Source organism: Polaromonas sp. P4_F4 (assembly GCF_056401355.1).
This window is the reverse complement of record NZ_JBFUJO010000011.1, coordinates 1-13,547: the sequence shown is the minus strand read 5'-3', so window position 1 is coordinate 13,547 and position 13,547 is coordinate 1. Positions and strand designations below refer to the sequence as shown.

The following is a 13,547-nucleotide window of genomic DNA, read 5'->3' as shown; positions in this document are numbered from 1 at the left end:
GAATAGGTGCGGCACGTACCAACCAGCCTGCCGATCGAAGACTTGATTCTCGCAGTAGTGCCCGTCCAGGTGTTCCCCATGGGACCGCGTGGTCGCGCGGCACGCTCGTTTAGTGGAGAATGATGAACTTTGGTGCCAATGACTCGCCGCGAGGCGGAGCGATGGGTGCTGAAGCCGAATCAGCGACCCTAGGTCGTCGACCCCCGAACGCAATTCGCACAAAGAACCGATGGACTTTGTTGATCTCGACCGATTGTTTGCGCCGCTGTCCAAGGATAAAGAGGCATCTCTCGAGTGGGGCGCCGCCGCCGGCAGGAAGTACGGTGGATGGCTCAACTGGGACGAACTGCTCGAGCGCCAGCGAGTCGTCCTCCTCGCAGAGGCGCTCAGTGGGAAGACCCGTGAGCTGCTGTTTCAGACCAAGCGACTTCGGCAGCACGGCAAGCACGCCTACTTTGTACGGATCGAGGAGCTTGCAGACAGCGGCTTCCAAACTGGCCTGGAACAGACGGAGTCGATGGGCTTCGAAGAATGGAAAGCAAGTTCGCAAGCTCCGGCATGGTTCTTTCTCGATTCGGTTGATGAAGCAAGGTTGAACAAGAAGAACTTCGGATTCGCCCTGCGGCGCTTCGCGAAAGAGCTCGGACGCGACAACCTGGGGCGCGCGCACGTGATCATTACTTGTCGCGCAAGCGACTGGCATGGCAAGGGTGACCGAGAGCTCATCAGAGAACAACTCCCGTACGTCGTCTACTTGGGTCAGGCCCCAATGCTGGATCCCGATGAAGCACTTCTTGCTCCGATCTTCAGCCCCTCGGAAAAGACCCGCCGTGAGCCATCGGCGAAGCCTGAGCAACCGACTGACCTTCTGGTGGTGCAGCTCGTGCCGCTGACCTTCGAGCAGAAGAAGCGGCTCGCGCAAGCGGCCAATGTCCCCGACAGCGACGAGTTCCTGCGGGCAGTGGATCGTTCAGGTCTGGTGGGAATGACCGAACGGCCGGGGGATCTCATCGACCTGATCGGCTATTGGAAAGAGCACTCTCGGTTTGGCTCGCTGAAAGAGATGACCGAAGAGGGGATTCAACGCAAGCTAACGGAGGAGGATGCGGATCGTTCGGACGCTGGTCAACTCACACCGCAGCTGGCGCGTGAAGGTGCCGAGCGGCTGGCAGCCGCACTTGTCTTAGGTAAGACGTTCACGCTTCGCGCTCCTGGACAAGAACCTGACGCCGACCTTTCCCGAGGCGCGATTGAGCCATTGAATATCCTGCCCGACTTCACACCAGCGCAGGTCAGCGCGCTACTTCGACGAGGTTTGTTCGCACCCGCCACATACGGTCGCGTGCGCTTTCACCAGCGCTCGAGCCAAGAGTTCCTTGCTGCGTCCTGGCTCAAGCGACTGCTGAGCGCGAACTGCCCTCTTGAGGAGGTGCGTCGGCTGCTGTTCGTTGAGCTCTATGGTGTTGAAACCGTTCGTCCCACGTTGCGGACGGTTGCAGCGTGGCTCGCGCAGAGCGATCCGGTAATCCTCAACGAGATCACTCGCAGGGAACCGGTGTCGCTCATAGCTCACGGCGACCCGAAATCACTTCCGATCCCTGCTCGCGAAAAGCTACTACAGGTATATGCCGCGTTGGATGCAAAGGGCGAGCTCAACCCCGAAATGATCGACTATCGGGCCGTCTGGCTGTTTTCGGATCCCGACCTGGCTGGTGCGATTCGTCAGGCGTGGAATGCCAACGACCGGCATGACTTTCGCTTGCAGCTGCTGCGCTTTATCGGGGAGGCACCGGTACCAGCTTGCGTCGATCTGGCTCGCAGCATCGCCCTCGACCAAGCTGAGAATCAATACTCCCGCATGGTCGCGGCGCAGGCGCTGCAAGCCTGCGCTGACGGAATTGGCTTGGAGCGCCTTGCACGCGACGTTCGCTCAGCGCCAGACAAACTGAATGCACGGTTGGCGCCCGAATTCGCTCTTGTGCTGTATCCGAACTACCTCACCACCGGCGACCTTCTCGATGTCATCGACAGATCGAACCCGGCGCAACGTTTCCAGGTAGAAGGTTTTGCATCACACCTCGCCGCGTTGTTCCGAGCGGCACCGGACCGAGCTTCCGCGCGGCAGCTTGCTTTTGGTTTGGCAGAGCTTTGCCTGCGACCGCCGCAAGATGACAACCTGGAGGCGATCTCGAAGCGTCATGCAGAACTCGGTAAGGGCCTTGCCGCGGTCGCGCAACTGGAGCTCGACGCGCGGAGACTCGGCGATGTTGAGCCGGGCTTGGTACGTCTGCTCATGGCAGTTGAGCGTGCAACCGACGATCACGACGGGGAAGCGGTGCTTGCATCGATCTCCAAGCGAGTTCAGATCGACCCGAAGTTGAATCGAGCCCTGATGTGGTCGGACGCCCAGGTCGGGTGGATGGGAGGGCCGCGTGAGAACCCGCCAATCCGCGTTTGGCAGATCGGGCCGTTTTCAGGTCGGCGGCTCTGGGACGTTGGGGCGGGCGATATCGACTGGCTTCTTGAGGATGCGAACGGCCGCCTTGAGGAAAACGAGCGGCGAGTGGCATTCAGTGGCGTCTATAGCGCCCTCGCCAGCGCCGGAATGCTCACCGACCAGCGACACCGGGTCGAATCTCTGGCAGCCGCCAAGCCGATCCTCCAAGAGGATCTCAAGCAGATAGAAGCGCCACTTCCGGAGGATCCGCATGCCGCTCAGCGTGAAGAGGACAAGCGCAAGCGCAAAGAGCAGGAGACCGTTGCGAAGCAATCCTGGAAGGACTTCCGCGATGAACTAAGCGCAAATCCGGAAATCCTCGACAACCCGGCGAACCTCATAAGCTGGAAGGCGGGCCTCTTCCGTCTGCACCACTTGACCAGTTGGATCAAAGCGAAGGTCGGTAGGGAGGAGGCGTCCGAGAGCGCGAGATCCTGGCGCGCGCTGAAACCTGTTTTCGGTCAAGCCGTGGCGGAACGCTACAGCAACGGGATGCGATTGGCGTGGCGGCATATCAAGGCGGAGAGGCCTGCCTACCACGGGAACGGGAGCTACACGACGAAACACATCAGCATCCTGGCACTTCACGGCCTTGCCATCGAAAGCGCGGAGGACCCCACCTGGACGAAGATGCTCACGGCAGATGAAGTTCGGCTGGCAACCAAGCACGCGTGCTTCGTCGGCGACAGCAGCGCCGATTGGTTCCAACAGTTGGTTGAAACCCGACCGACTGAGGCAATCGAAGTCGTTCAACGGTCGGCAGCTGTCGAATACGCCTCGGAAGGCGCGCGCACCGACTTATTGAGCCGCAGCGCGTACGGCCAAACTGTCGCGCGACCCGTAGTGGCTGCGCGCGTCTTCCAGCTTCTACGAAAGGCTGAGCCTGCCGATGAAGCCACCTTGGACCGAGTGTTGCAACTCTTGACGGTAAGCCGCGCCGATCTGCCGTCGAAACCCTTGCAGCATCTTGTCGAACGGAGGCTGCAGGAGCACTTAGACGCCGCCGAACAAAAGCGCGCGCGGAAGTACCTTGCCTTACGCCTGCTCCTAGTGCCAGACGATGCAGTACAGCAGCTGCTTGCGTTGATGACGCGAGGGGACACGGAAGATGAAGCTGCGTGGCATGCCCGTACACAGGAATGGCTGGGAGATCTCTTTGGACATGGCCATCGCGATGGTTCCACCGCGCTAACCGAGATGTCCGTTCCAGCACTTCTGGCGCTGGTGAAGCTGCTCTACAGCAGCGTCCCACCACAAGTGGACCGAGACCCAGAGAACGACGATACGCGGACGGCACGCGACACGGCGGAAGACGCCCGCCGCGTCGTTCTGAACGCTTTACTCTCACGCTCGGGAGCCTATGCGTTCCACGCACTGCAAGAGCTTGCGGCGGATCCAACCTTTATGGGGAGCAGCCTGCGGATGCGGGAGCTCGCCCACGCCAAGGCCGAATCAGATGGAGACTTGGTTGCGTGGGCCGAGTCGGAAGTCGTCGCGTTTGAGAAGGCTGGCACCGGCCCGGTAAAAACTGGCGCAGACCTGCTGCGAGTGGTCATGGCCGTACTCTCGGACATCGCGGGGTCGTTCGACCAAGCCGATGCAAGCAGCCGATCTGTGCTTGAGCTTGCACAGGACGAAGACCAGGTGCAAAACTGGCTAACTGAGCGGCTCAACGAGCGATCACGGGGTCGTTTCCACGTGCACAGAGAACCGAAAGTTGCGAAGAAAAATGAGCCCGACATCGTTGTCTCTTCAACATCGGCGAACGTTGAGCTGGCGATTGAGGTGAAGAATGGGAACAAGGGATGGACCATCAACGAACTCGAAGGAACGCTCAGCGGGCAGCTCGCGCGAGACTACCTCCGCACGAAGAAGCGACGACATGGCATCCTCGTGGTCTCCTTGCACACCGAAAAGAAATGGAGAAAAGACGGTGAGGTGTGGACCTTCGCGCGCGTGATGGACCATGTGCGTGCGACAGCCGCTGGTGTGATCAACAACGAGACGGGCCCGGTTGAAGTGCGGGCATTCGCCCTTGATGCACGTGCCCGAGCTGACGAATCAACTAGGGTGGCCAGGAAATCGCCAAGCGGCGGCAGTCCACGTGAGTGCCGCGCATAGCGGTCAAGCATGACCCTGGACGGCCCGCTGCGGGTCGGTCTGACACGCTCACGAATGACCGCTTGCACCGACCACAACCGACGGCTGAGGGGCGTGTGCCGTCAAGCAGGCGCCGTCATCGAATGACTCCTTCCATTCTTGACCTGCCCCTTGATGCAAACGCTCGGATGACCGGAGTTGGCCGGATGTTGCCTAACACTGTCCATCATTGACAGGCAACTTTGTCGGCCTTTGCAGACACACAGGGGAAACCACATTGCCCACGGCCTATTCGCACGACCTGTGCTATTGCCGTTTTTCAGATTCAGCCGCCGTACCTTGGCGATAGCCGTAGTGTTGGTGGCCGATCATGACGACCTTAATGGGCATTGCGGCCAGCCTCATGCTGAACCTTCAGCCACCCATCCTTTTAACCTGGAAATGTACTGGTGAAGCCACACCAGCGTTCAGGCCCCCAGGATTTCAGCCCCGGCGCAATCAGGAAGTCAGCTCGGCCAACTTCGCTTTGAGCGCCGCATTCTCCGCGCTGAGCTCCGCGATGGTTTGCTTGAGCCGGGCAATCACAGCCTCAGGCGATTCGGGCTCTGCGCGCGCCACGCCCTTGGTTTCACGCACCTGCCGGGCGGCCTGCTGCAGCTCTTTCTTGCCACCGGCCACCGCGGCCACTTGCTCTTCAACGGGCAGCGAGGCCACGGTGGCCGCCGCGTTGATGGAAATCGTGCCCGACTTCACGGCCGCCACCAGTTCGGGCGTTGCCGACTTCTGGATCTTTTGAATCTGACTGATGGTGTTGCTGCTGATGCGCGCCGCCTTGGCGATGGCGTCCCGGGTGATCATGGGTTCGGGCGTCAGGGGCCCCGAAACTGGCGGCTCGCCAGACGCTGGCTGCACGCGCGAGGCCAGAATGTCCTTCTTGCGCAGGGCCAGCACGCCGCGCTGAAAATCAGACACGCTGCGGCGCCCCAGGTGCTGGTCAATCATCCACAGGTGGACGTCGTCGATGGACTTGAACCGGCTGTTTTGCACGGTATTGAAGGGGATGCCGTGCTTGCTGCAAATGCCATAGCGGTTATGCCCGTCCACCAGCACCTCGCCCCACAGCACCAGGGCGTCGCGGCAGCCCTCGGTCAAGAGGCTACGCTCCAGGGCGCCGTGTTCTTCGGGCGTCAGCGGATCAATATAGGCAAGCAGTTCTTCGTTAACCGTGATGTTCATGGGGTGGCAAGCAGATAGGCAATGGCAGGGGCGCCATTCTAGAAGACCCAAGCCGCCCTAGGGCAACCATCCGGTCATTTTCTTTGAAAAAGCGACCTCTAACCCAATAGCTATAGGCGCAGATAGCTATCAAAACAGGAGCATCTGAGTTCGGCAACAGTGCGTCGTTATCATGGCCCAATGAAATTTCTCGGCACGGTGATGAAACCTCACGGCGCGTGGCGGAGCGCCGCGGGGTGTCTGGCGTTGGCCATGCTGGCCGCCACCGGGCCGGCACAGGCACAGGCGAGCGCGCCCGACCACCAGCCACCACACCTGTCACTACTGCGCGCAGTGAACGCGGCGCGGCAGCAAGGCTGCGAAGGGCGCCCCGGCCCAGCCGCCCCACTGCGCGAAAACACCCGCCTGTCGGGCGCCGCTGCGCTCATCGCGGGCGGCAGCAAGCTCGGTGACCCGCTGCAAGCAGCCGACTACCGCGCCGTGCGGGCGGCGCAGATCACGCTGCAGGGTTATAGCGGGGCCGCCGCGCTGACGCAGGGCGCGGTGGGCCATTCCTGCAGCACGGTCACCCAGGGCGAACTGGCCGAGGCCGGCTTTCACCAGCGCGGCACGCAAACCTGGATCGTGCTGGCCGCTCCGTTCTTGCCGCCCAGCACGGCGCGGGCCGGCGGCGTGCAGGCGCGGGTGCTTGCCCTGGTGAACGAGGCGCGCGCCAAGCCCCGCCGCTGCGGCAACGATTCCTTCGCGTCGGCCCGCCCACTGCGGCTCAGCACCACACTGCACGGCGTGGCCGATGCCCACGCCGCAGACATGGCGCGCTACAGCTACTTCAGCCACACCGGCCGCGACGGCAGCCACTTGGACGGCCGCGCCAGCCGCGCCGGCTACCCATGGCGCGCCATCGGCGAGAACATCGCCGCAGGCCAGATGCGGGCCGACGCGGCCGTGCAGGGCTGGCTCAACAGCCCCGGCCACTGCGCCAACATCATGTCGCCGACTTATACCGAAATGGGTGCCGCCTTTGCGGTGAACAACAGAAGCAGCGCGGGCATTTACTGGGTGCAGGTGTTTGGCGCGGCGCGTTAGGCAACACAGTTGTGCTATCGGGGTCGTTTAAGAACAAGAATTGGCTCTAGCCCTTATCTATCGGGCGCAAGATGCAATTAAAAATGTAGCAAATTGCCTGCACGCTTTTAGTTGTTGGCACTAACAGGCCATCCTGGCGCACGCCCTTCCTTGCTGGCACGCGGCACGCGGCCAGCGGCCGGCGGCTACGCTAGCGACAGCGGACGGTGAGTTCGCCAGCTCGAACTGCCTGATTCGGCCATGAGCTGACGTTCGCCTTGCGGTTGCGACCGTCGGCTCAAGACTGATCGACGTTGTGTGGCTGGGCCTGCAAGTAAAATCTGCACACAGAACCAGAGTTTTCCAAGTGACTGCGAACAAGCGGTAGGGAGTGCTATGAGCGAGGAGCTTTTTCCACTAGCTAGGAGCGCCGAGATATTGGGCGAGCTCTCTGCCTGGACGTCCGTATCTGACATCATGGTCGCGTCGCGTATCCTTGAGGGGCGAACCGTTCCGGGCGACCAACCCGAGAGCCTGCTGCTGATGCCTCTTGAACATGCAGAGCCTGCATTCGAGCAGATCTTCGCAATCCTGCTTGGGTACTTGATGGATGGATACGTGGTGCCTTCTCAGAAGGTTGCCGTTTGTCGCGCCCTGGATCCACTGATCACTGAGGCAACTGGAACTGCCTTGCAGTCTCTGCGTTTCAGGCCCACCGTTCAGGTAGGCAGGAAGCCCGAAATGCACGACAAGCGGGCATTCATCATCCAGGACCAGCCCGCCGCGATTGAGCTTATACGAGCGCCCTTGAACTGCCTCATGGGTCTCTATTTGGATAAGTACGAATACGCCAAGTCTTTGCGCGACATGGTTGCCCTTGCTGAAGAGAAAACGGGGGGACGCCCCACGATTTTTCATAGACCCTATGCCGACGCTTTCCTGCCCAGCTTTATTGAAGCAGCGTGTTTCTATGCACTGGGCTTGGAGGTTGGAACACGATTTGCATCGCCGGGCCAGGCCAACATCGACAACGCTTACCGGGCCGTCAATGTTCAAACGCTCCCTCCAGTAGACCCGGCCATAGTGAAAGTCGCAATTCAAGCTAGCCAGAGGATGCTCGATGCGCTCCGTTAGTCAGCTCTTTGCCCACTTGCATAACGTCAATCCGATTGCAGATCGAGTCTCCCCTGCCTGTGATATCGGACAAGTCAACAAGAGCGCGGGAACACCGGGGTACGTAGATCCACTTTACGGAAACTGTTGGAGCTGGACTCCAGCCCACGGCGCTGCTGTCTACGGGCGCACGAACGATCTGCCTGTTGGCCCCCTGGACGAGCTGGCCAATGGAGCATTCTTACGAGTACCGTTCCGCCGAGTGCCTGTTATTGAGGTCAGTTCCATTGAGGAAGTTCGGACCATCGCGGGGAGAGTGAAATCAGGTGACCCAAACTTCAGTGGTGTATGGCGCGGGCAGTCCAGCCACTACACGACAGAGAAAGCGGGGCGCACGAAGGATGAACTGCTCCGGCTGTATGGAGCGGAAGAGGACGTCGATGAGCCCTCATTGTTGCCTTCGGCGGCGCGAAGTAACTTGTACTTCCCGGCCAGCTTCGGTGCATGGTCCGCATTACTGGATCTGTATGTTCACGAGCGAGCGGGAGAACGGGGGATGCAGCGGGAGCTACTGAACTTTGTCAATTCCTATCGCTATCGGATGTGGGGCTTTGCGACCGCGCAGCACTACGGCCTTCCTAGCGTAGGCTTGGACGTCACGCACGACATCGATGTAGCCTTGTTTTTTGCTCTACACACCTTTAAGACGAGTGTCGAGGGAGTCACCACGGTCACGCGCGCGACTTCCGCTGCGTCGCCCATCATCTATGGCCTCGGTGGCTTCACCGCCCATGATCTTTTTGAAGATGAGAAGCTGGCGCCTGAACGCCTTTTGTGCACCCGGCCAGCCGCGCAATCAGCTATGTTCTTTTCCACGGGCTGGGGGCATGCGCCCAACAACGCTGCCCAACGGATTTATGTCGCGTTGAAACTGGTAGGGCACGAGGCGTGGAAGTTTGACTTGCAGCCTTCGTACTATTTTCCCAAACCGCAGGACGACGAATTCCTTCGGTTCCTTCTGGAGCGCAAGAGCGAACTCAAGCTACCCGTCATCCAGGACTTGCTCTCGAAAATTTACTACGTGCCTTGATCGGCAGAGGGTGCCTCCGATGACAGTAGCTAGAGGTACTGACGAAGCACTTCCAGAGTTACGAGGAGGTCCCGCCAAGCCTTTTTATTCGTCACTGTCTCGACCGGCAGTAATTGCCGCCAATAGTGCTAACTATTGATAATCGAACATTGTCGATAATCAGCAAATGACGGTTTGCGGGTCAAAAGCAGTCTTTCGTCCCTACGACCACGACCCATTCGCGATGGAAACGATGAGCCCGGCGCTATCGAATGTGTGCGCTCCACAAGTCACTTTGCGGAGACAATCCAAGAATGACTCAAGGCAAGCGAATATCTTCGGACATTGGTAGCGATGCAGTGCAGGCCATCAAGGACATGGGTGCCGCGGCGAAACGCGCCCGCATGGCTGCAGGCGATGGGCAAGCCGCTGCGGCGACCCGCCTAGGCGTTCACGTTCAGACAATTGCCCGCATCGAGTCCGGAGAGCCGGGCGTTGCGATTGGGCATATGCTTGGCCTGCTTTCGCTTTATGGCATCACCACGAGCTTGCAATCGCCGGAGAGCTGAAGCAACGCCGTCAACCCCAGGGTTGCTGTGACACGTACAGCATTCGTCCATTCACTGAGGAATTGGTGCGTTGGCCAATTGCTTCCGGACGTCTGAGAGCGACTGCTTTCGGGAAAGCGACATGTCAGCTCAGGGCCCATTGCAGTCCCTTGCCTCAGGAAACATGCTGCTCGAAAGTAGCCGCTAATTGCRCTACCCGAGCCGGTTGAGGCCTAGCCATCGGAAGGCTCGGGGCCATTCTCCCTGGGCATAGGTTACGCTCGAGGAAGGCATTGTGTCGCGAACGGCGAACCGCACCGCGGTCTCTTCGCGCTGGCCGGCTCTAGACGATCAACCTAAACGCGGCACATTCGATGTCAACCATTCCAATCACGCGATCCATTACGCTTCCGCGCCGCGGCGCAGCCGATCAGAAAATTACAACCGATCGGAATCTGCTTTTTGTTGGCGCCAATGGCTCAGGCAAAACTCGCCTTGGAACCTGGCTAGACATGAACTCGCCTGACCAAGCCCGCGTGTTCAGAATCTCCGCGCAGAAATCGCTGTCTATGCCTGATACAACGACACCGACGTCTATCGATCTGGCGGAGCAGGACTTGGTCTTTGGCTATGTAGAGGCGGGAAACAACAAGGTCCACCGGTGGCAGAACAAGCCTGCCACGTTTTCCCTAAACGACTTCGCGAAGCTGATGGTTTTTCTGTTCTCGGACGAGACGGAGGAAAACGCCAAATTCAAAGTCGCCCAGCGCCAATCAGTCGGCAAGCTCGAGCCGCCACTGACTAGAATGGACAAGGTGAAGCAAGCATGGGAGCGGATTCTTCCTCACCGCGAACTCGTGATCGGCGGGTTACGAATCCAGACCCAAGTTCGCGGTGACGCAAGCAAAATTTACAACTCGTCTGAAATGAGCGATGGCGAACGCGTCATCTTCTATCTCATCGGACAGTGTCTTGCCGCACCCAAGGACGGCATCGTCGTCATCGACGAGCCCGAGTTGCACCTACACAAGTCAGTGCAAGCCCCTCTGTGGGCCGAGATTGAGAGACTTCGCCCCGATTGCCTGTTCGTGTACCTCACTCACGATGTCGACTTTGCCGTGGCCCAAGAAGGCGCACAGCGCGTCTGGCTCAAGTCTTTCGATGGAACATCTTGGGACTGGGAGCTCATCGAGGACAAGGACGACCTCCCGGATGACCTCTTGATTGAAGTGCTCGGCAGTCGGAAGCCTGTTGTCTTCGTCGAGGGTGCGAACGGCAGTCACGACGTCTCGCTCTACCGCGAGATACTCACAGGATTCTTGGTCATCCCTCGCGGCAGCTGCGACCAGGTCATCCAAGCTGTTCGAGCTTTGCGTTCGAATACTCAGCTCCACCACCTGCAGGTCTACGGCCTCATCGATCGTGACCGGCGCACGGCGCCAGAAATCGCAGCGCTGCAGACGGACAACATCTACACGTTGGACGTTGCGGAGGTCGAGAACCTCTTCTGCACACAGGAGGTTCTGGCACTCGTCAGCGCCCGCTTGGCTCGCGACACCGCAGCCGATTTCAATCAGGCCGTCACCCAGGTCTTCAAGCAGTTGAAAACCGAACTTGACACCCAGGTCTCTTTGCGGGTCATCGCGGAGGTAAAGTTCAAACTCAATTGCTTCGATGCATCGGCCCGTGGAGTGCCCGCCCTCTCCACCGCTTTGCAACAACTCACCCAGGACATCAACATTCCCGCCCTGTACGCTCAGTTCGACGGGGAATTTCAGACGGTGATCAATGCGGCAGACTACCGAGGATTGCTGCGCCTCTACAACCGCAAGTCTCTGCCGAATCAGATCGGAAACGCATTGGGGCTGAAGGCAGGAGAGCTCGTCGAACTCGTGGTTCGCCTTGCGCGAACTGATGCGCGCATCGCTGTCGTTGCCGCCATCAAGCCGTACCTCGGCACCTTTGCACCCCTCATGGCTTAACCCACACATCCGACGAACCTACCAGGCGCTCCGATGCTTCTGACGCGCGTGACTCATACGAGACGCGTACGCAGGTAGCCTTTCCGAAAGCAGCCTGTTGCCGACGTCCGCTCCTGGCCGACAGCGGGTGAAGCGGATTGTGAATTCATCACAACATTGCAGACGGTCTACTTGTAACCCTGAGTGACCGGTATTGAGCAAGCGGATTGGATAGTTGAAGAGCCGCAGTCAGTCTTCAGCGGGTACGCAGCACCACGCGTCTGGCCGTCCGAGGTTTGTCGATCTGTAGCGGTCACTCACTTTTAAGAGCAGACATCCGCAGATGGTGCTCCAAGGGACAGTGCGAAGACCGTGTCGCTACTAGCCCGATCAACAATCGAAAACTGCAGATAACGGCATTGCCATCCTCTAGCTCCTTCGGGCGCCAGGCCCTGCGCCGCGGCTTAAACAGCCCCCTGCCCTGCGCCGGGCATTGCGGGCTCCATTTCTCCACTTGCTAAAACAGGTACTTATCGCAAGGGTGCGCCTCAACGCCCAGCCACAGCCTTCATAACTCGTGGACAGCTTCCAAAGGCGACCTAAGATGCGGCGGTACGCCCACACTTTTACTGACCCAACAAAGGTTAACCGTAGGATCCTGGCCACAAGGCGCCGGCGGCGTTGCCGGTCGCCCGAAATTGGAATCTGCACCCACTGCCACCCTTATATCGGAACACGCTTGTAATGAGTCAACTCATATTCAGGCAAGAACCTACCGACAAAGAAAGGCGCCGCAATTTCAATTTGGTAAACATTTTCAGAACAAACAATGGTGAGTACTTCACCTAAATCATTGGTAATCTGCAAACCACTTTCGGCCGAAAAATCATCATCGGTAACTAGTAGTTTTTCGACTGTCACTACATTTCGCCATCCTTGCGGCAGTGGCATCATTCGTGGTACATCATCGCCTTCAACTACAGGTCGAAAGACAAGTGTTCCAACTTCATTCCAACCGACCGTGTCTGTCATTCTTGTGTTGATTTTTAGTATTGCGCCATCGCCAAGAAACAACCAAATAGTTGACATACCATGCGGCACAAGTGAATCCAAGGCATAGCCAGCTATGCCTCGAAAAATCATGCTTTGAACCGAGTCAATACCCTCGAGATCGAATTTAAGGTGCAGCGCCATTTTTTACCTCTGATTTAATAGTGAAGGGTCTCTGGAGGCTTATTCCCATTACCCGGGATATCAATTCTTGGACCACTCCCTTTTTGACCTGGTCGCAGTACGACTCCATTCGGACCAACCGACGTGCCAGGAGGGTAAGTGCCTCCTGCTGGTTGACTGTTACCCCCCGTCAGATGCTCAAAATCCTTAGAGGCATCGCCCGTCCCACCATTCTCAGGTGTCAAAGGGCCACTTGTATGCCGCTTTCCATTCTTGGTTAAACCTGCGTTATCACTACTTTGATCGCCAACAAGATCACTTGGAACGGGAGGAACTGGCGTGGTTGCCCCCTCATTACGCATCCAGTCTTTGATTCTATTTTTGATTGCATCAACGGCATCCACACACTGCTGAGCCAGTTGTTGCAACTTCTGGCGGCAGTTCGGATCAGCTTGGCAGAAGGCTAAACCAAGTGCCCCGACTGGGAGCGTTTGTGCCAGCAACAAGCCCTTTGGATCCGAGTATCTGAGTGGACTTCCTCCCACATAGGCAAAGGTATTGATGCCCCCTTGGAGTCCGATGGGATCAGACTGAATATACCGCCCCAATCGGGCGTTGTACTCCCGATTCCAATTCTGGAACAGCCCGGTCTCCGCGTCAAACACCTGCCCCGGGAACCTCTGGTTGAAGGTGAAGGCGCCCAGCCCACTGGGGTTCTGGTTCGGCGCCGTGCCGCCAAACGCTTCGGCCGTGTCCCAGCGCCAGACGATGGTCTGGTCCTGTCC

Annotated in this window: 9 protein-coding genes; 6 read left to right on the top strand and 3 right to left on the bottom strand. The window is 58.8% G+C overall.

Features of this window, described 5'->3' with window-relative positions:
* The first annotated feature begins 229 nt into the window (after nucleotides 1-229).
* On the top strand, nucleotides 230-4,618 hold the full coding sequence (locus AC1DUR_RS13175) for a hypothetical protein (RefSeq protein ID WP_477719424.1): 4,389 nt from the start codon (nucleotides 230-232) through the stop codon (nucleotides 4,616-4,618).
* A gap of 477 nt (nucleotides 4,619-5,095) precedes the next feature.
* On the opposite strand, the gene AC1DUR_RS13170 is transcribed toward AC1DUR_RS13175, so the two are convergent.
* Complete coding sequence (locus AC1DUR_RS13170; RefSeq protein WP_477719423.1) at nucleotides 5,096-5,833, bottom strand: ParB N-terminal domain-containing protein; 738 nt, start codon at nucleotides 5,831-5,833, stop codon at nucleotides 5,096-5,098.
* Nucleotides 5,834-6,013: 180 nt separating this feature from the next.
* Here AC1DUR_RS13170 and AC1DUR_RS13165 point away from each other — a divergent pair, with 180 nt between their 5' ends.
* From AC1DUR_RS13165 to AC1DUR_RS13145, 5 genes are all read left to right on the top strand, one after another.
* Complete coding sequence (locus tag AC1DUR_RS13165; RefSeq protein ID WP_477719422.1) at nucleotides 6,014-6,919, top strand: CAP domain-containing protein; 906 nt, start codon at nucleotides 6,014-6,016, stop codon at nucleotides 6,917-6,919.
* A gap of 375 nt (nucleotides 6,920-7,294) precedes the next feature.
* Nucleotides 7,295-8,032: a hypothetical protein gene (locus AC1DUR_RS13160; RefSeq protein ID WP_477719421.1), complete on the top strand. Its 738-nt coding sequence runs from the start codon at nucleotides 7,295-7,297 to the stop codon at nucleotides 8,030-8,032.
* The gene (locus AC1DUR_RS13155; RefSeq protein ID WP_477721660.1) at nucleotides 8,019-9,101 is read left to right on the top strand and encodes an FRG domain-containing protein; all 1,083 of its coding nucleotides are present in this window, start codon (nucleotides 8,019-8,021) and stop codon (nucleotides 9,099-9,101) included. Before AC1DUR_RS13160 ends, AC1DUR_RS13155 begins: the two co-directional genes overlap by 14 nt.
* Before the next feature lie 293 nt (nucleotides 9,102-9,394).
* Nucleotides 9,395-9,649, top strand: a complete 255-nt coding sequence (locus AC1DUR_RS13150) for a helix-turn-helix domain-containing protein (protein WP_477719419.1) — start codon at nucleotides 9,395-9,397, stop codon at nucleotides 9,647-9,649.
* A 353-nt stretch (nucleotides 9,650-10,002) separates the two neighbouring features.
* On the top strand, nucleotides 10,003-11,610 hold the full coding sequence (locus AC1DUR_RS13145; RefSeq protein ID WP_477719418.1) for a DUF4435 domain-containing protein: 1,608 nt from the start codon (nucleotides 10,003-10,005) through the stop codon (nucleotides 11,608-11,610).
* Between the two features lie 702 nt (nucleotides 11,611-12,312).
* On the opposite strand, the gene AC1DUR_RS13140 is transcribed toward AC1DUR_RS13145, so the two are convergent.
* Together AC1DUR_RS13140 and AC1DUR_RS13135 are read right to left on the bottom strand one after the other, a co-directional pair.
* Entirely contained in the window at nucleotides 12,313-12,783 is a 471-nt protein-coding gene (locus AC1DUR_RS13140; protein ID WP_477719417.1) for a hypothetical protein, read from the bottom strand.
* A 14-nt stretch (nucleotides 12,784-12,797) separates the two neighbouring features.
* A partial coding sequence (locus AC1DUR_RS13135) for an RHS repeat-associated core domain-containing protein (protein WP_477721659.1) occupies nucleotides 12,798-13,547 on the bottom strand: 750 nt, incomplete at its 5' end.

What these genes read in the sequence shown, in the direction of transcription:
- AC1DUR_RS13165 (WP_477719422.1), top strand. Translation starts at nt 6,014, where the DNA reads ATGAAATTTCTCGGCACGGTGATGAAACCTCACGGCGCGTGGCGGAGC.
- AC1DUR_RS13145 (WP_477719418.1), top strand. Translation starts at nt 10,003, where the DNA reads ATGTCAACCATTCCAATCACGCGATCCATTACGCTTCCGCGCCGCGGC.
- AC1DUR_RS13160 (WP_477719421.1), top strand. Translation starts at nt 7,295, where the DNA reads ATGAGCGAGGAGCTTTTTCCACTAGCTAGGAGCGCCGAGATATTGGGC.
- AC1DUR_RS13150 (WP_477719419.1), top strand. Translation starts at nt 9,395, where the DNA reads ATGACTCAAGGCAAGCGAATATCTTCGGACATTGGTAGCGATGCAGTG.
- AC1DUR_RS13175 (WP_477719424.1), top strand. Translation starts at nt 230, where the DNA reads ATGGACTTTGTTGATCTCGACCGATTGTTTGCGCCGCTGTCCAAGGAT.
- AC1DUR_RS13155 (WP_477721660.1), top strand. Translation starts at nt 8,019, where the DNA reads ATGCGCTCCGTTAGTCAGCTCTTTGCCCACTTGCATAACGTCAATCCG.
- AC1DUR_RS13170 (WP_477719423.1), bottom strand. Translation starts at nt 5,833, where the DNA reads ATGAACATCACGGTTAACGAAGAACTGCTTGCCTATATTGATCCGCTG.
- AC1DUR_RS13140 (WP_477719417.1), bottom strand. Translation starts at nt 12,783, where the DNA reads ATGGCGCTGCACCTTAAATTCGATCTCGAGGGTATTGACTCGGTTCAA.